General features: G+C 66.6%; 14 protein-coding genes. 8 read left to right on the forward strand and 6 right to left on the reverse strand.

Features of this window, described 5'->3' with window-relative positions; genetic code table 11:
- Positions 1–43: 43 nt before the first annotated feature.
- On the reverse strand, positions 44–217 hold the full coding sequence (locus tag AC5FRV_RS00335) for a hypothetical protein (protein ID WP_493559145.1): 174 nt from the start codon (positions 215–217) through the stop codon (positions 44–46).
- A 154-nt stretch (positions 218–371) separates the two neighbouring features.
- Positions 372–605: an HTH domain-containing protein gene (locus AC5FRV_RS00340; RefSeq protein ID WP_493559146.1), complete on the reverse strand. Its 234-nt coding sequence runs from the start codon at positions 603–605 to the stop codon at positions 372–374.
- Positions 606–822: 217 nt separating this feature from the next.
- On the opposite strand from AC5FRV_RS00340, the gene AC5FRV_RS00345 reads away from it, so the two are divergent.
- The 3 genes from AC5FRV_RS00345 to AC5FRV_RS00355 all read left to right on the forward strand — a co-directional run bounded on the left by AC5FRV_RS00345 (position 823) and on the right by AC5FRV_RS00355 (position 4,641).
- Complete coding sequence (locus AC5FRV_RS00345; protein WP_493559147.1) at positions 823–2,019, forward strand: hypothetical protein; 1,197 nt, start codon at positions 823–825, stop codon at positions 2,017–2,019.
- 125 nt (positions 2,020–2,144) lie between these two features.
- The gene (locus tag AC5FRV_RS00350) at positions 2,145–3,851 is read left to right on the forward strand and encodes an ABC transporter substrate-binding protein (RefSeq protein ID WP_493559148.1); all 1,707 of its coding nucleotides are present in this window, start codon (positions 2,145–2,147) and stop codon (positions 3,849–3,851) included.
- 1 nt (position 3,852) lies between these two features.
- Positions 3,853–4,641 (forward strand): phosphatase PAP2 family protein, encoded by a 789-nt coding sequence (locus tag AC5FRV_RS00355; RefSeq protein WP_493559149.1) that lies wholly within the window; start codon positions 3,853–3,855, stop codon positions 4,639–4,641.
- On the opposite strand, the gene AC5FRV_RS00360 is transcribed toward AC5FRV_RS00355, so the two are convergent.
- Together AC5FRV_RS00360 and AC5FRV_RS00365 are read right to left on the reverse strand one after the other, a co-directional pair.
- Positions 4,638–6,242 carry a glycosyltransferase family 39 protein gene (locus AC5FRV_RS00360; protein WP_493559150.1) on the reverse strand — a complete coding sequence of 535 codons (1,605 nt, stop codon included), beginning with the start codon at positions 6,240–6,242 and terminating at the stop codon, positions 4,638–4,640. The genes AC5FRV_RS00355 and AC5FRV_RS00360 overlap by 4 nt on opposite strands.
- Positions 6,239–7,633, reverse strand: a complete 1,395-nt coding sequence (locus AC5FRV_RS00365) for an aryl-sulfate sulfotransferase (protein WP_493559151.1) — start codon at positions 7,631–7,633, stop codon at positions 6,239–6,241. The genes AC5FRV_RS00360 and AC5FRV_RS00365 overlap by 4 nt, the downstream gene beginning before the upstream one ends.
- Before the next feature lie 890 nt (positions 7,634–8,523).
- On the opposite strand from AC5FRV_RS00365, the gene AC5FRV_RS00370 reads away from it, so the two are divergent.
- Complete coding sequence (locus tag AC5FRV_RS00370) at positions 8,524–9,498, forward strand: endo-1,4-beta-xylanase (RefSeq protein WP_493559152.1); 975 nt, start codon at positions 8,524–8,526, stop codon at positions 9,496–9,498.
- A gap of 36 nt (positions 9,499–9,534) precedes the next feature.
- On the opposite strand, the gene gfo6 is transcribed toward AC5FRV_RS00370, so the two are convergent.
- On the reverse strand, positions 9,535–10,602 hold the full coding sequence (gene gfo6, locus AC5FRV_RS00375) for a D-xylose 1-dehydrogenase Gfo6 (protein WP_493559153.1): 1,068 nt from the start codon (positions 10,600–10,602) through the stop codon (positions 9,535–9,537).
- 710 nt (positions 10,603–11,312) lie between these two features.
- Between gfo6 and AC5FRV_RS00380 the strand changes: the two genes are divergently transcribed.
- The 3 genes from AC5FRV_RS00380 to AC5FRV_RS00390 all read left to right on the forward strand — a co-directional run bounded on the left by AC5FRV_RS00380 (position 11,313) and on the right by AC5FRV_RS00390 (position 15,469).
- Positions 11,313–12,770 carry a family 4 glycosyl hydrolase gene (locus AC5FRV_RS00380; RefSeq protein WP_493559154.1) on the forward strand — a complete coding sequence of 486 codons (1,458 nt, stop codon included), beginning with the start codon at positions 11,313–11,315 and terminating at the stop codon, positions 12,768–12,770.
- Between the two features lie 193 nt (positions 12,771–12,963).
- Complete coding sequence (locus AC5FRV_RS00385; protein WP_493559155.1) at positions 12,964–15,096, forward strand: endo-1,4-beta-xylanase; 2,133 nt, start codon at positions 12,964–12,966, stop codon at positions 15,094–15,096.
- A 124-nt stretch (positions 15,097–15,220) separates the two neighbouring features.
- Positions 15,221–15,469: a hypothetical protein gene (locus AC5FRV_RS00390; protein ID WP_089816618.1), complete on the forward strand. Its 249-nt coding sequence runs from the start codon at positions 15,221–15,223 to the stop codon at positions 15,467–15,469.
- On the opposite strand, the gene AC5FRV_RS00395 is transcribed toward AC5FRV_RS00390, so the two are convergent.
- Positions 15,466–15,849, reverse strand: coding sequence for a hypothetical protein (locus AC5FRV_RS00395; protein WP_493559156.1), 384 nt, complete (start codon positions 15,847–15,849; stop codon positions 15,466–15,468). The two genes, AC5FRV_RS00390 and AC5FRV_RS00395, sit on opposite strands and share 4 nt — an antisense overlap.
- Before the next feature lie 117 nt (positions 15,850–15,966).
- Here AC5FRV_RS00395 and AC5FRV_RS00400 point away from each other — a divergent pair, with 117 nt between their 5' ends.
- Positions 15,967–18,105 carry a periplasmic substrate-binding domain-containing protein gene (locus AC5FRV_RS00400; protein WP_493559157.1) on the forward strand — a complete coding sequence of 713 codons (2,139 nt, stop codon included), beginning with the start codon at positions 15,967–15,969 and terminating at the stop codon, positions 18,103–18,105.
- Positions 18,106–18,215: the final 110 nt, after the last annotated feature.

Genomic DNA, 18,215 nt, shown 5'->3' on the forward strand with positions numbered 1-18,215 from the left:
CAAACTGAGCACTGAGGATTACACGATAGAGGGCGCTTCCAGATCAGTATATCGACAGAGTTGCAATCACACCAATAAAAAATCCCGCGAGGAGTAAAAAGAATGAACCATCACCTGCGAAGACACCAATTACAGTCAATTGGAGGGCAAAGAGTAGTAATGCGATCCCTCTAAGAGCAGCGAGGATGTCAAGCCAGACTGAATCATTAGCAGCCATATGATCGGTACATTTCACCTATAAATTAATATTGGTGTCAAACCTAAATCGTAATCGAAATTCTGGTCTCGTTCGGTCGCTCTTTAGCCTGTACTGACCGAGAGCGCAGTCCCGATAGACGAACAATTCCACCTACCGATCCGAATAGAATCCGTCAGTCCATCCGGACCGGGATCCACCAGACGCGACTGCGCCCGCCTACCTTCTTGCTCGTGACGTCGGTGCTCTCCTGCAGGTCGTGGAGTTTGTTGAGCGCGGTCCGGCGCGAACAGCCCAGCAACTCGGCGACCTCCGACGCCGTCAGCGGTTCGGCGTAGTCGGAGCGGTCCTTGAAGACCTGGATGACGTCGGACTCGGAGTACTCGATCTCCCGTCCAGGTGGTGACATGGGTCGCGCTAGGGAGTCGAGATACTTAGCGGTTCGTACGTCCGCCGTCCCCGGATTTTCGTGGTCGGGGCGCCTGTGTCCTGGGGGTCGAATCGGCCCGCTACCCCGGAAACGACGAGCGGGCGAGCGATCGTTCGGACCGGCACCCGGCGCCCGCGTTCGCCGTCGGCCCGGGGGAGTGCAAGATATTTCCACGTCCGCGCCCACGGTCCGGTAGATGCGGTACCGCCGGGCTCTCGCCGTCGCCGTGCTGGTCGTCCTCGTTACGACGGCAGTCGTCGTCGCCGCGGAACTGAACAGCGACCCGCGGGTCGGGCCCGGACCGAACGACGTCCGCCTCGTCGACATGGAGACGGGCGACGACCGCCTCTGGCCCTACACCAGCCGGCACGCGGACTTCGCTTCGCGGACGCTGGCCATCAACCTCATCGTCTACGACGACCCCGAGGTCGTTCGCTATCGGCTCGAACGGCGCTCGAACGCGACCTGGACCGAACTCAACGAGTCCGAGGAGACGGCGAACTTCAGCATCGAACTGACCGAGGAACGGGTCGGGTTCGACTGGCACTCGGCCCACGGCGCGATGCGCTACACCTACGTCGAGCGCGACGGACGGGGCCGGTGGCTCCCCCAGCGCTACCAGTTGCACGCCGGCACCTACCTCGGGACTCGCTCGCACGTCAGAGTGTACGCGCCCGGGGGCGACAGCGAGTGGAGCGCCATCCAGGCACACAGCGAGTACTGGGACTGGTTCCGCATGCGCCACGGCGTCACCGACGTCTGGGGCACTAGCCGGCAACTGGAGGAGGACTTCGCCGACCAGCCCCTCGTCTCGGACGTCGAGCGGGCCTACGCGACCGAACGGGGTCCGATGTCCGACGGGATCTCCGTGGTCCACGTCGCCTCGGTGCTGCTCGCGGTCTCGGTGCCCGCGGTCCGCCGGCGAGTCACCGCGGTGGCCGACGAAGCCGGACTGGCGACGCCGACCCGACGCCGCTCGGTCGCGCTGTTCGGCTTCGCGCTGGCCGTCCCTCTCGTCGTCCGGGGCGCCGGAATCGGGCTGGAACAGGCGCTCCCGTGGCTCCCGCCGAAACTGATCGCTGCACCGCTGTACGTCGTCCTCGTCGCCGGGCTCCCCGTCGGCGTCTACCGGCTGAGCGAGGACGTTCCGACCGAGCGGGCCGTCGCCCTCGCGGTGATGGGGTTCCTCGCCGGCATCACGCTGGACGCCGTGGCCATGGACGTCACGGCGACGGTGATGGCGCGGTACGCCTGGCACCGCCTGGCGCTGGCTGTCGGCCTCGGCGCTATCGCTGGCGGGACGCGAGAACCGGGCCGGTCGCGCACGTTGCTCACCGCGGGATTCTGTCTCTGGTCGGCCGCGGTACTGGCGGCCGCACTGGACGTCATCTGACACTCGTTCGACAACGGAGGACTGTTATGGCATCGACGTAAATATTCAGGTCGATGACTCCGCCGGTCGACCGCCCCTCCACGACAGCGACCCGGCGAGCCGTACTGGCAGGTGTCGCTGGCAGTATGGCCGCCACGAGCGGTTGCGTCAGCCGTCTGCGCACGGTGATGGGCCGCGAGCGCCCGGACCCGGTGACCGTGACGATCAAGACCGTCCCCGCGGACGACGACCCCTACGCCCTGTTGATCGCTCGCCAGCTATCCGAGTGGCTTCGCGCCGCGGGGATCAACGCCAACGTCCTCCCGATGGCGAGCGAGGAACTGCTCCGGCAGGTGCTGGTCAACCACGAGTACGACCTGTTCGTCGGCCGCTATCCGGACTCGACTCTCGACGCCGACTCGCTGTACTCGCTGTTGCACTCCCAGTTCGCCACGGAGCCGGGCTGGCAGAACCCCTTCGGCTACGCTAACCTCTCGGTCGACGACCTGCTGGCGCGCCAGCGAACCACCGACGGTGACGAACGGCGCCAGGCGGTCGCCGACCTCCAGTCGACCGTCGCCCGCGAGAACCCCTTCACGGTGCTGGCCTTCCCGGACGTCATCCGCGCCGCCCGGGACGACCGGTACTCGCGATTCGGGACGACCAAGAGCGACGAGGCGCTGGGCATGCTCCAGTTGCACCGCGCCGACGACGGCGCCGACGCGCTCCGCGTGACGACGACCGACGAGCGCGTCACCAGTACCCTCAACCCGCTGCTGGCCTCGGTCGGCCGGGTCGGGACCGTCACCGACCTGATCTACGACCCGCTGGTCCGGCGCTACCGGGGCGAGCGCTACCCCTGGCTCGCCGAGTCGACGACGTGGGTCGAAGACGGCGTCCTCGAAGCGACGCTCAGGCCCGACCTCTCCTTCCACGACGGCGAGGCGCTGACCGCCGACGACGTCGTCTTCTCGTACAGATTCCTCCGCGACACCGCAAGCGGCGAGCGAAACCAGGCGGCGCCGACCATGCGCTTTCGCGGCCGGTCGACGCTGGCCGAATCGGTCACCGCGCCCGACCGGCGAACGGTCAGACTCACGTTCGGCGAGGAGACGGACTCGGTCGCGGAACGCGCGCTGACTGTGCCGATCCTCCCCCGCCACGTGTGGACGGAGCGGACTGGCGAGCCCAGGGTCGGCGGCCTCGACCTGGGTGGCGGGACGACAGAGGCGCTCGTCACCGCCAACGTCCCGCCGGTCGGGAGCGGGCCACTCGCGTTCGTCAGCGCGACGCGCAACGACCGGCTCGTCCTGAAGCGGTTCGCGGACCACTTCCTCGAGACGGCGGACACGCCGGCGTTACCCGACGCGGTGGCCGACGGCGCCGCCTTCGAGGAACTCGTGATGAAACACGTCGGGTCGGACTCCTCCGCCGTCGACCTGGTCGACTCCGGGGACGCGGACCTGACGCTCGCCGGGCTCGGTCCCGGCGTCCTGCGACGCATCGGGCAGGCCGACGAGCTGGACCTGCTCGTCGACCGCTCGCAGTCGTTTTACTTCCTGGGGTTCAACACCCGCCGGGCGCCGTACGCGAACCCCCGCTTTCGACAGCTCATCGCACAGCTCGTCGACAGACGCCACCTGGTGCAGTCCGTCTTCTCGACGTTCGCCGCCCCCGCCATCTCGCCACTGGCACGCACCGACTGGGTCACCGACGACCTGACCTGGCGCGGCCGAGACCCGATCACTCCGTTCATCGGGGCCGCGGGGGAAGTCGACGACGCCCAGGCCCGGGCGGCGTTCCGTGAGGCCGGCTACCAGTACGACGAGCAGGGCCGACTGCTGGGGGTCTGAGATGGGGCTGCTGGCCGTCGTCGTGGAGGTGGTGACCGCAGTGAGCCTGTTGCTGGTGACGACCGCCGCAGCCGTCGTCGGTCCGGAGCGACTCCGGCGGCTCCGGTGGACGCTGCGCGGCCGCGTTCGCGGCGCCCTCGGACCGATCGTCGCGCTCGCGGTGGTCCTCGCGATCAACGCCGTCGTCCGTGACGTCGGCCTGGAGCTGTCCTGGCTCGTCGGCGTCAACGTCACGGCGGCCATCTACGCCGTCGAGGGCGAGTTCGTCGCCTGGTTCCAGTCGCTCGGGACGCCCGCCGTCACCACGGTGCTTGGCTACGTCTACGTCTACGGGTACGCCTTCCTCGTCACCTTCCCGCTGGTGGCGTATCTGGCTCTGGAGGACCAGCGATACCTCCGCGCGACTGCGACGGCCTACGTCGTCAACTACGGCGTCGGCCTGGTCTGTTACGTACTCTTTATCGCCTACGGCCCCCGGAACTACATGCCCGACATGGTCCAGTCGTTGCTGTACGACGCGTTGCCGCGGTTCCAGCTGCTTACGAGCGAGATCAACACGAACACGAACGTCTTCCCCTCGCTGCACACCTCGCTGTCTGCGACCGTCGCGTTGCTGGCCGTCCGGACGCGCGATATCTATCCGCGCTGGTTGCCGGTGGCATCGGTTCTCGCCGTGCTCGTCGCGCTCGCGACGATGTACCTCGGCATCCACTGGGCGACCGACGTGGTCGCCGGACTCGTCCTGGCCACGGGGGCCGTCGCCGTCGCCTCGCGAGTCCACTCCATCTAGCCGTCGCCGTTCCCGGTAGCACTACTGCCACCCACACCACCGCCACCGTCGCCGACGTCGCGGACCCGGAAGACGACGACGCCCTCGTTCTCGAACACCGGCTCGTACCGCTCGCGATGGGCGAGCGACCGGTCGAGCGTGCCGAAGTTCGCCTGGTCGAAGCCGCGGACGGTGTAGTGGCCCTTCGGGACGTAGAGGTAGTCCGGCTCCTGTTCGACGCTGGCGGTCCACCGTTCCACGCAGCCGGCCGACTGGCACGTCGACGCGTTCACGTACGTGCCGAGGTGGCGCTCGTAGGTGGCCGGCTCGCGCCACTCCATCCCCCACGGGCCGAGGAGGATGGTCCGGTCGGCCACCACCGGGAACCACTCTGCCGCGTCGCCGAGCACGACGAACGTGGCATCCGGCGACGTCTCGGTGCCGGCCCACTCCATCGCAGCGACGTCCGCGTCGTCGACGAACGCCGGCGTCGTGTCGCCCGTCCGCTCGTCGAACTCGTAGCCGACGGCACCGACACCGGCCGTCGCGACGACGACGAGCGCGACCATCGCCAGTTCCCGTCGGTGCTCCCTGACTGTCGGCGACCACGAGCTACCCCTGTCGACGAGGACGACCGCCGCGCCGACGAACGCGAACGCGCCCACGGTGTAGGCGAAGCGGGGCTGTTTGAACAGGAACTCGGCGGCGAGGAGCCAGACTCCGATCACTCGCCAGCCGCCGAGGACGGCGACGGCGCCAGCGGCGAGGACGAGGAGGGACCACGTCGAGACGCCCGACAGCGCCGCGAACAGGCCGCCGCCGACGCCGCCGTGGGTCCCCGCGGCGGACGTGAACACGTCGAACCCGAACCGCGAGGCGACGGTCAGCCACCACGGGGCGGTGAGGACGAGGCCGCCGACGCCGACGACGGCGCCGTCCAGGAGGCCGGGCACGGAGCGGTCGTAGCCCGCCCAGAACACGAGGTAGGTCACGACGACGAACAGCGCGTACGTCGGATGGGTCAGCAGGACGAGCGCGAACAGCGGGAGTCCGACTGCCACCCACTCCCGGTCGCGGTCGCGGAAGATCCGGAGGGCGGCGTACGCACCCGAGAGCGCGAGCAGGAACGCCGGCGCGCGGACGAGTCCGCCAGCGCTGACGTGCCACTCCAGGACCTGCGGGTTCACCGTGACGAGGACCGCCGCGGCCGCCCCCCGGGGACGGCCGTCGAGCAGGTCCCTGCCCAGCAGGTAGGCGGGGACGAGGGCGAGGACGACGACCAGCGGCGGGACGAACCGTGCCGCTGCGAACGCGCCGGCCCCCAGGTCCCGCAGGACGGCGAGCGCGTAGAACGCCAGCGGCGGGTAGGCGAAGGGGACGCCCTCGGTAGTGTAGTGGGGTATCGTCTCCGGCAGTCCGTAGCCCGCCGCGCGTATCTCGTCGGCCGTGAGCGTGTACAGTCCCGCCCCGTAGGCGGGGTACTGGTTGAGCGCGAGGTAGAGGCCCGCGACGACCAGGCCCACGAGCAGCGCGCCGCCGAGCCAGGGGCGGTCCCGCCGGTCGAGGGGGACCTGCAGTCGATGGAACCGGTCGGCCGAGCGGGTGAACAGGCGGTAGCTCATCGGCGGCGGACGTCGAGTGGTGACTGGAGGTCGACCTGCAGGTCGGCCCGGCGCCACTCGTGGCGCGCCCAGAGCGGGACGGCCACGAGCAGACCCACCGCGGCCACGATCTGGAGGGGACCGACCCAGGACGGCAGCAGGTAGATGATTCCGTTGACGACCGGCTTCGGCAACAGGTCGACGACCGACTGGGACGCCTGCTCGGTCCCGGAGTCGGCGGACGGCTCGCGGCTCGTCAGGTCCAGACTGGCGGCGCTCTCGCCGCCCGCACTCTCGTCGCCGGTCCCCAGCCGCTCGGCTTCGTAGGGGAAGCCAATATCGACGCTCCAGACGACGCTCCCGTTGGGGGCGACCTCGATCACTCGGTTCCCGTTCGAGTCGGTGACGAGCGTGTTGCCGTTCGGCAAGCGGTCGGCGTCGCGGGGCCACTGGAGGCGACTGTCCTCCCAGGTCCAGGACTGCTCCCAGTCACCGTCTTCGCGCTGGTACTCCACGACGCGGCCGTTCTCCGAGTCGGCGACGATGACGGCTGGCCCGCCCCGCTCGGCGGGGACGAAGTCGGGGTTGTGCTGTTCGTATACCGTGTCGTAGTCGTCCTCGCTCCCGAGGGTCCACTCGTCCATGAGCCCCCGTTCCACGTCGACGAAGACGACCTGGTCCTGGTTGCGCAGGCTGATCATGACGACGTCGCGGCCGTCGATTTCGACGAGTTCGACGTCGTTCAGGTGCGTCCAGTCCTCGGGGTAGGGGCCGCCGCTGTCGGTGTCGAAGTCGGCCTGGGCGTCCCACTCCCACTCGACGAGCTGGCTCGTCGTGTTGACGACGTAGGCGCGGTCGCGGTCGATGTCGGCGACGAGGAGTCGGTGCTCGTCGATCCGGTCGACGTCGTGCCACCGGGTCGAGTGCTTTCCGGGCGTGATCCGGCTGTAGACGTCGGTCACGTCGCCGGTGGTGAGGTTGACGCGCTCGACGCCGTTGCGCGTACAGACCGTCTCTGCGTCGCACTCGTCGGCGTCGAGGTGGTCGGCGTAGACGTACTCCACGGTCGCGTCGGTTCCAGCGACGGGGTCGACGTCCCAGTAACGCGTGTGTGAGTTGTTGTGGTAGTAGATACTCCCGTCGGGGGCGAGGGCGACCAGTTCCGCGCGCTCGCGGGGACCGGACCCCTCGTCGGTGACGAACGCCGTCGAGTCCGTCGCGATGACGGTGATGTTCTCGCGGGGTTCGACGATCGGGTCGCGGTCCCCGGTTTCGAAGGCGCGTTCGAGGCTCGATTCGTCGCGGAGCTCGTCGCCGGTGACCTGGGGCGCCGCGTAACTCACCAGGAGCGTCGCCGCGAAGACAACGGAGACGACGGCGAAGACCAGTCTGACCCTGTCGGAACCGACCATCTACCCGAAAATCGAGGAGAACGCGAAAAACTGTTGTGTTTTCTCACTGGTGTGTCGGACGTCGGTCCGCACGCCAACCGTCGACGTCGAGGCGGCCCGCCCCGTCTCGAACACTGGTAGTCGGTGTGACGTCGTCGGCCAGTCACCGATTGCGTTTCAGCGTCGGGGCACTCACGCGGTCGAGAACGGCGAAACGTACCAGTTCCAGATACATATACGGAATTGTATAGATAGGATGCCGGTACCGCTCCCGCGGGACACGATACATTACCTCGGTGACTCTCCGAACCACGGCGCGCGAGCGCTCTTCAGTTGTCGACGAGTGTCGTCACTCCGCCCTCGCCAGGGACCCTGACGGCGAGAGCGGGGCCACCCCGGAGACTGCCCATCCCTCGACCAGTTTCACAGCAGACTGGATACGGTTGCAATCGCTATCCTGCGAACAGTCTGGGCGTTCTCCGGTCAGACTCTCCGGAGTCGGTCTCCTACGACTGTACGGGCTCGAGCGGATCCGCTATCGTTCGGATCGACCGCTGACGGATCGAACGTCATCCGTCCGCTATCGCCGTCCCTGGTCCTGTGACGCCCGGCTCGTCGAGGGGGCGCCGACGCACAGCGATCTAATCACGACAGTCGGTGTTACTGACTTCTGTGACTAGTCGAGATACCTAATTATCCAGTGAATAATTTTCAGTGATGTCGTCTCCCTTTCCCCATCACCGGGACCAACGGGCCGCACCGCGCAGTCAGTTGACGGACGCCGAGTCCCATTACAATACTAAGATTGTAAATGTCGTCTGGAGAAGACCTCGCGAGTAATGGATACTGGGAATACCGTCCACTCGCGCCGGCACCACTAATTTTATCCAACTACCGGCGAGAGTAACTCTATGCCAGAGAACGACACCCTCAGAACGGTCGGCACGGAACGCGGATTCGACGTCGGTGCGGCGGTGAGCGCCGCGCCGCTTCGGAGCGACCCCGGCTACAAGAAGACACTCCGGCGGGAGTTCAACACCATCACCGCCGAGAACGCGCTGAAGATGGGGCCGCTGCGGCCGTCGCGACACACCTACGACTTCCACGACGCCGACGCAGTCGTCGACTTCGGTCGGGCCAACGACATGCGGGTCAGGGCGCACACGCTCGTCTGGCACAATCAGACACCCGAGTGGTTCCAGGAGTGGGACTACACGGACGACCAGCTCGAGGCGTTCCTGCGGGACCACGTCCACACCGTCGCGGGCCGGTACCGGGACAAGGTCGACACCTGGGACGTCGTCAACGAGGCCGTCGCCGACGACGGCTCGATGCGCGAGACGGTGTGGTACGAAGCGATGGGCGAGGAGTACCTGGACAAGGCGTTCCGGTGGGCGAGCGAGGTCACCGACGCCGACTTGTTCTACAACGACTACGGCGCCGACGGGGTCAACGAGAAGTCCGACGCCATCTACGACCTCCTGGAGCGGTTGCTGGACCGGGGCGTCCCCATCGACGGCGTCGGCCTCCAGATGCACGCCCTCCACGAGAAGCCCGACCCCGAATCCGTCGCCGAGAACATCCGCCGGTTCCAGGACCTGGGGCTCGACGTCGAGATAACGGAGATGGACGTCGCCTACCTCCCCGAGGACGACCCCGGCGACGAGGCCGCGCGCCGCGAGTTGCAGGCCGAGTTCTACCGCGACATCGTCGAGGTCTGTCAGGAGACCGGCTGTGACACCGTCGTCGTCTGGGGCGTCCGGGACTCGGACTCGTGGATCCCGACGTGGTTCGGCGAACTCACGGACGACCCGCTGCTGTTCGACGCCGGCAACGACCCGAAACCAGCCTACGCCGCGGTCAAAGAAGCGCTCGCGAACGACTGAAGTGGGATCGTTGGCTGCCGATTTCGGGACCGGACGCTACAGATCGACGCGGCGACCCTCGTCGCTGGATTCGTAGACGGCCTCCGTCACGCGCAGGTCGAAGTAGCCGTGGCGGCCGTCGGGACCGATCTCGCGGTCGCCGAGCACGGCCGTCGCGAAGAAGTCGAACTCCTCGACCATCTCCGGGGGTTCGGTCACGTCGACCGTCGTCTCGCCGTGGTCGCGCGCGATGGTGATCCGACGGTCGGCGTCGACGTCGAACACCGGGTCGACAGTGATGCGTCCGTCGGTCCCGACGATGGTCATGTGGTTCGCGCCGCTCGCGCCGTAACTCGCGGTACACTGCGCCGTGACGTCGTCGGGGAACTCCAGCGTGAAGCTGACGTGCTCGTCGACGCCGTCGAATTCGGGCGGGTTCTCGATTGCCGTCGCGTGGACCGCCACCGGGTCGGCGTCGAGGACGAACCGAGCGGTGTTCAGCGGGTAGACGCCGACGTCCATCAGCGCGCCGCCGCCCGCCAGGTCCGGGTCGAGTCGCCACTGGTCCGGGTCGCCGCCGCCGGCGAGCATGTTGAAGGAGAACTCGCCGGCGAACTGGACGGGGTCACCGATCACGCCCGCGTCGATCTGGTCGCGGACCCACCGGACCGACCGCGTCGTCTGCATGCGGTAGGCGGTCATCAGGCGGACCCCGGCCTCTTCGCAGACTTCGACGACGCGTTCGGCGCGCTTGGCAGTCGCCTCCAGGGGCTTCTCGCAGAGGACGTCCTTGCCGAGAGTCGCCGCCGTCTCCACGTGCGGGAGGTGGAGCGCGTTCGGCGTGACGACGTAGACGGCGTCGTATGCCTCGGCGTGCTCCCCGTCGGCGTACTCCTCGTAGGTGAGCGCGGCGTCGAGTCCGCGTTCCTCGGCCACCGACGAGGCCTTTTCGGCGGATCCGCTGACGACCGCCGTCGCTTCACAGTAGTCCGAATCTTCGATGGCCGGGAGGGCGACGTCCCGGCCGAACCAGCCGAGGCCGACGACGGCGAACCGCAACGGTCCGCCGTCGACGGCTCGCTCCCAGTCTCGGTCGGCGAATCGCGTCGGGATTTCCAGATTCATGCACGGTCCTTTAGGGTCCTCCCTCAAATAGTGCGCTGATACGGCTACTACCGTCGCGCTCGGACCGGAGACGAGTCGTCGCGGAACGGCGGGAGAGCGATCCGTCGCCCACCGTCCGACCTCGTCTTTCCTGACGATCGCTGTTCTACGATACAGAATCTGATTCTCTATCCATGGGCGTGATGTGGTATTTCATCGCATGACATGTTCAGCGAAGCGGAACGATACTGCGAGGGAGGTGTCTCGAGGAGATCTCGACGGCGCTAGAACGGTGATTCAGGCCCTCAGCCGTCGATCACTGGCCGGCGGCTGCGTCGCGACCACAATAACGCCCTTAGGCCCGTTATCCCGCTGCCCCTGACTGTCGGCTCATCTTTCAGATGGATAGATCGTGATAATCAATCTGTGATATCTGGGGGGCATTCACAATTACCGGGTTATACGCGCTCGTGGCGGGATTTTCTGTCGCAGCTATCGCCGAATCTCGGCAGAGAAATTTGGAGTGTGTGGTAGCGGTCGTTCTGCGAAACAGAACGGGGGTCTAGTAGGATCCGGTACTGTTCTACTTGTCCTCGAATTCGTTCTCGTAGGTGGAATATCGGAGGTGTGGGTCGCCAGGTCGTGGCCACCGACCGGCGGTGCGCGCGTCGACCGGGCCGTCTGTGACGGTGACCACAGTTATTTACTCTCCCGGTCGCCATCGAACGGACGTGACAATCGAGTCTTTCGACGCAGACGGCGGTCTGGACGGTGACGACCTCACGATCGCGTACGTCGGGGGCGGGAGCCGGCAGTGGGCCCCCAACCTGATCCGCGACCTGGCGCTCTCCGAGTTCGACGGACACGTTCGGCTGTACGACACGAACGAAGAGAGCGCCCGGCTCAACGCAGAGTTCGGGAACTGGGTTCAGGCGGACGACGACGCCACCGCCGACTGGAGTTACGAGGCGGTCGGCTCGCTGGAGACGGCGCTCGCCGGCGCCGACGTCGTGATCCTCTCGACCCAGTACGACCCGCGGGAGACGTTCGTTCACGACCTGTCCATTCCCAGGGAGTACGGCATCTACGGGGCCGTGTCGGCGACGATCGGTCCAGGCGGCATCTTCCGGGCGATGCGGACCATCCCGGTGTACCGGCGCTTCGCAGCTGCGATCCGCGAGCACTGCCCCGACGCCTGGGTGTTCAACTACACCAACCCAGTTCACTTCGTCACGCGCGCGTTGTACGACGAGTACCCCGACATCAACGCGCTCGGGCTCTGCCACGAGGTGCTCGGGACGCGCTGGCACCTCGCTATGCTCGCCGAGGAGGAACTCGGGATGGACGCCGAGCGCGCCGACGTCGACGTGAACGTCAAGGGGATCAACCACTTCACGTGGGTCGACGAGGCCCGCTGCAAGGGCGTCGACCTCTGGCCGCTGCTCGAGGAACTGAAAGACGGCGAACGCGGAAACAGACGGTTCACCTGGGAAGACCTGGCAGACGAGAGCGTCTTCACCGACAACTGGCAGGTCACCTGGGAGCTGTTCCGCCGGTTCGGCGTTCTGCCCGCGGCGGGCGACCGTCACCTCGTCGAGTACGCCACCTCGTTCATCCAGGGCGGCCAGGAGACGCTCAACCACTGGGGCGTCAAGCGCACCGGTGCCGACTACCGGGCGAAACACTGGACGCCGGCCGAGTCCGACCAGACCACGGACGTCGAGGCCTGGCTGGAGGGCGAGAAGGAGTTCGAACTCGAACCCTCCGGCGAGGAGTTCCTCGACATCCTGGAGGGGCTCACCGGCGACGGCCCGTACGTCACGAACGTCAACCTGCCCAACACCGGCCAGATCTCGGATATCGAGCAGGGTCCGGTCGTCGAGACGAACGCCGTCGTCCGCGCGGGCCAGGTCAAGCCAGTCGCCGCCGGCGGCTTCCCGCGACCTGTCCGGAGTCTGATCCAGGGCCACGTCGACACCATCGAGACGATCATCGAGGCCGCACGGGAGGGGGACGTCGACAGGGCGTTCGAAGGCTTCTCGATCGACTCCCAGGTCCAGACGCTGACGCCAGACGAGTCGCGTGATCTGTTCGGCGAACTCGTCGCCGCCGAGGCCGACTACCTGGCGGACTGGGACCTCGGGGAGTCGGACGTGCTCGCCGAGGCCGAGACGTACCCCCGGGCCTGACCCGCGGGAGGTCGACCTGACGCGCGGGAAGGCAGGACCTGAAGCCCCACTCGGATCCGCCGCGAGACGGCCGCCGACATCCGCCTTCGATATTCGCCAACACGACTCTCGATCGTGCAATTTTCGCCGTAGCTATGCTGCAATTATCCAGTACATATTTGGCGTAATAATAGAAAGAACGGGTGAACCACAGATGACAAACGAACGCGCGGACATCGGCAGCGACCGACGGACGTTCATCGGTTCGCTCGCGGCGCTGGGCGCACTCGGCGCCCTGCCGGGAGCGGCCAGGGTGGGCGCTGCACAGGAAGACGCCTCGATCGACGACTACTATCAGACGCTTCGACAGATCCTCACCCAGTTCCGGGGCCTCCCCGAGGGTGAGTTCGTCTACGAACCGGACGAGCAGGTGACCATCGAGACCTTCGACAACGTCGGCCCAGGGGGGAGCAGCTCGTCGACGTTCACCGTGGACGACGTGAACGTTCCCTTCACGCAGGCCGAACGCGTCGAGATCAACGAGGACCCGGAGAACAACTGGACGTACTCCTACCAGGGGATCATCCCCGACGGCCAGTTCGAGGCCGGCGACGTGCTCCTGGGCGTGGCTCACGTCCGGAGCGAGACCAGCGACGCTCAGATACAGGCCGGGTTCAAGTACCGCTACGAGAACTCCGGCGGCGAGACGGCCTACGGGGACGAGAACTTCGTCGCGGAAGGGGCGTTGATCGAGCCGACCGGGTCCTGGGAACGATACTACTTCCCCATCGAGGTCGGCGAGAAGCCCGAGGGGTCGAACCACGAGCCGTACATGGAGTTCTGGACCGGCTTCACGCAACAGAACCTCGATTTCGGTGGGCTCGCGCTCATCGACTACAGCGCCACGGACGTCGCCGTCGGCGACCTTCCCGTCGGCCAGCACTCGCACCCCATCTTCGACTACGACGGTCGGTCCGAGGGTGCCACGTGGCGCGAAGACGCGTACGCGCGCATCGAGGAACTCCGGAAGGCGTCGCTGGACGTCTCCGTCGTCGACGCCGACGGGAACCCGCTCCCCGGGGCGAGCGTCGACGTCGCGATGCAGGACCACGAGTTCGACTTCGGCAGCGCCGTCTCCGTCGAGCACATCACCGGTGACGGCGACGACGACGACGTGTACCGCGCTCGGTTCCTGGAGAACTTCAACAAGGCCGTCGTCGAGAACGGGATGAAGTGGCCGGCCTGGGGCGGCGACTGGGATATCGACAAGGAGGCCACCAGACAGACCGTCCAGTGGCTGAACGACAAGGAGATTCCGACGCGCGGGCACTACCTGGTATGGGAGGAGTACGGCGGCGCCAACGGTGGCGGGATGGACGTCAGCGAGGGCCTCTCGGACAGCGAGTTGCAGGACGAGATCCTCTCCAAGATCGAGAGCCACACCGCCGAGTTCGAGGGGCAGGTCACAGACTGGGACATGCACAACCACCCGATGTGGCAGAGCAACATCCGTGACCGTCTCGGCTGGGACGCGGCCCTCGAGTGGTGGTCGACCGCCGCCGAGGCGACGGACGCCGGCCTCTACACCAACGAGATGGGCAACGTCGCGGGTGACTTCCTCCGCGACCAGCACCTCGAGTTCGTCCAGCGCCTGGTCGACGAGGGCGCGCCCGTCGACGGCGTCGGCTTCATGGGCCACGTCCAGTTCTCCAACGGCAACGTGACCCCGCCCAAGGAGATGCTCTCGACGTTCGACCAGTTCGGGGAGCTGGATCTGCCGATCCTCATCACGGAGTTCGACATCCAGATCGACAGTCGCGACGACCAGCGACAGGTCGACTGGCAGGCGGACTACCTCAGCGACTTCCTGATCGCCTGCTTCAGCCACGAGGCCGTCGAGGGCCTCGTGAACTGGGGCTTCTGGGCCGGCGACCACTGGCGGCCGACCGGTGCCCTCTTCGACTCGAACTGGGGGCTCCGACCCCACGGTGAGCAGTTCATGAACCTGGTCTTCGACGAGTGGTGGACCGAGAACAGCGGCGAGACGAACGACCAGGGCGTGTACTCCTCCTGGGCGTTCAAAGGCGAGTACGAGGTCACCGCAAGCTACGAGGGTGCGGATGCGTCGACGACGGCGACGCTCTCGGACGGCGGGACGACGGTCGAACTGTCGCTCGACGCCGAGCAGTCGACGGCGACAGCGGAGAGCGGGTCGGACGCCGACGCCGACACCGAGACGGAGTCGACGTCGGCCGTCGGCCCCGGTCTGGGCGTGGGCTCAGCAGTGGCGGGCGCCGGTGCGCTCGCGGGCTACAAGCTGACGCGCGACGACGACGACGAAGCGTAGTCGGTCGGATACCGGATTCCGTTTTTTGTCGCTGCCACGGACCACCGAAGCGATCGCCTGGCCCGTCCGGAGTGGGGTAGCCGGCCTCGGTATCTTTTTACGCTCCCCCGGGTGACCAACTGACATGAATCAGGAGGCCCGCAGCGGGAACGAGTCGCGCGAGCGGCTGGTGGCGGAACTGTGCGACCGGCAGCACTACTTCGTGGTCCTCTTCGCGTTCGCGGTGGTGTTCCTGCTGATACAGGTCCCCTACCTGTTCGTCGCCGACAGTGACTCGGCGCTGTACGTGGTAGTCACGATGAACGTGGCCGGGAGCGCTGCGTTCGCCCTCGGAAGTGGCGTCGTCCTCCGGACCTGTGCCCGGCGGGACTAGAAGGAGTTGAGTTCGGCGTCGAGGTCGGATTCGGGCTCGGTGTCGGCGTCGGACTCGGCCGACGAATCGGTCTGGATCCGTGCGACGAACTGGTTGAGCCAGAGGGCACCGTACGCGAGGACGCCGAGGAGGACGACCGTCGCGCCCCAGACGCCGAACATCCCCGCGAAGACGCCGTGGGCGAGCACGTTCAGCGGTCCGTCGGCCCCGAACAGGAAGCCGGGGCGACCCGAGAGGACTGTGGCGCCGAACGCCATCATGGCGATGCCGACGAGCACGGCCACGATGGACATGTTGTTCGCCAGGAAGTAATACGCGGCGAGCAGATATCGTTTCGCGCCCGTGGCCTCCGCGTTCGCCCGTTCGAGTGATCGCTTCATCGGTGAGTGCTGCCACGGGAGATTATTTCAAAGTTTGGGTCGTCGGTACTAGTACCGCCGTCAAAGATCGTGAAAGAATCGGGTACTTTTATATAATATTGGCTGAACGTAGGTAGCATGCGGGAAACTGACAATAACCGCGAGAAGTTGTCGCGACGACGGTACGCGCAACTGGTAGCTGGATCGAGTGCGGCAGCACTGGCCGGCTGTCCGGAGTCGGGGTCCGAGGGAACCGAGACGGAACCCGCCACGAGCGAATCGGACACTGACGAGTCGACGACCACGGACGGGGACTCGACGCCCGATCCGAGCAACCGGATGACCGACACCGTCCGCGTGTTCGTGTTGAACACGCCGGACACCTTCGACTGGAATCCCCACACGCCACAGGACAACACCACTGGCGACCTGTTCATGTCCGAACTGCACGGCATGTCGAACTCCCACGATACGTCGAAGCGCCTCCACGGCGACGACGCGACGTTCGACGCGCCGTGGGTCCAGGGGAAAGACGAGATCAGCCTCGTCACCTGGATCAAGGACTGGGAGGTCGAACCGCCCTACGACCTGTGGAACACCCACGACGAGCGCTCCACGTTCTGGAACGGCGAGCCCAACGACGCCGAGACCCGGTACAAGTACGACAAGGTGCGCTACTTCGTCGAGGGCAACAAGTTCCAGGAGGGCCAGATCCACCGTGCCGAGGCCGAGAGCCAGTGGCGCTACCACTTCTGGCACGCCAGAGCCGAGGTCGAGGGCGCGGACGACGACCCGGCGAACGAACCGCTGCTCGCCGACGAGGCGGCGGCGACCGACGGCGACCCGCCGCTCCCGCAGGAGTGGAGCGACCCGAAGCTACGGGAGTTCGACGCCGCCGGGACCCAGGAGCGGTACAACGAGGTCATCAGCAACGTCCGCGGCGACCGCGTCTCGCTCGAACGGCTGGCCGAGAACGGCTGGGGGACGGGCCCGTACGAACTCCGCTCGACCGACGACATCGGCTCCGACCGCGCCATCCTTCGGCTCCGCGACGAGGACGCCGAGTCGCCACATCCCCACCGCGAGCACATCAACATCCCCAAACTCCAGCTCCAGTTCGGTAACGAGGACCGTGAGCAGACGCTGGCGAACAACGGCGCCATCGACGTCCACGCCGGGTCCATCACGCCCAACAACACCTGGAATCCGGAGAGCCTCCCGGACCACGTCGACAACGTCACCACCTACCTGCGCCCGAACGGCGGCGACTCGTGGTGGTTCAACTGGAACAACCCGCACCTCGGACGGCTGTGGGTCCGACGGGCGCTCGTCACGGCCATCGACTGGAACGTCGTGGGCGCGAACGGCTGGGGCGACCAGCGCTCCGTCCCGCTCGAACACGACACCGGAATGCTCGACGCCCACTCCGAGTCGACGTTCTCCGAGGAGTTCCTGAACAGCCTCCACTCCTGGCCGAAGGAGGCCGACGTCGAGACCGCCAACGAGTACATGGAGCGGGCGGGCTACACGAAGAACGGCAACATCTGGGTCGACCCCGACGGCAACGACTTCAAGCTCGACGTCCTCATCACCTCGAACATCGAGGACTGGATCGGTGCCGGCCAGACCATCCGGCAGCAACTCCGCAACTTCGGCGTGGACGCGACGTTCACCCAGCAGGACTGGGGGACGTGGTCGAACAACCTGGACACGTTCAACAACGAAGAGCCGAACTTCGACACCTCGATCCACTGGTACAACCAGCCGACCCGCTTCGGCTACTACAAGTCCCAGGCCGCGTGGTGGGACAACGCGTCGCTGCTCGGCGGCGACCCCAACGCTACCGGGTCGGACCGCCGTGCCGTCGACCCCGACGACGAGTTCACCATCAAGGGCGAAGTCGTGCAGGCCCATCTGCCGACCAAGGTGGGCTCGATCGAGGCCCCCGACCAGGCCGGGCAGCAGCCCGACCTCGAGGGCGTCACCGACTACGAGGAGGTGAACATGGCCGAAGTGGTCGAGAACATCCGGAAGCCCGCCGATTCGGAAGAAGAGCTCCAGGAGCGCTTCCGGACGTGTGCCCGGTACTACAACTACTACGTGCCGAAGTTCGCGTTCCACCAGTACACCTACGGCGAGTGGGCGAACGTCCGCGACTTCGACTGGCCCGGGGAGGACGACGACGCCCTGGACTGGGAGCGGAGCTTCAACATCACGGACACCGTCACGCTGGGCGGTATCGCCCAAGCCAGTTACGACTCCGAGATGGACCGCTGACGTCGGTCCGACTCCAGCGGCTCGGATCGGAACTTTCGTCGAATCGAACGGACCAGACAGGCTGTCACTACCACTGCGATACGCGCCGTCGATTCCGGGGGCGTCCCGGA

The organism is Halomicrobium sp. HArcel3 (assembly GCF_058933135.1).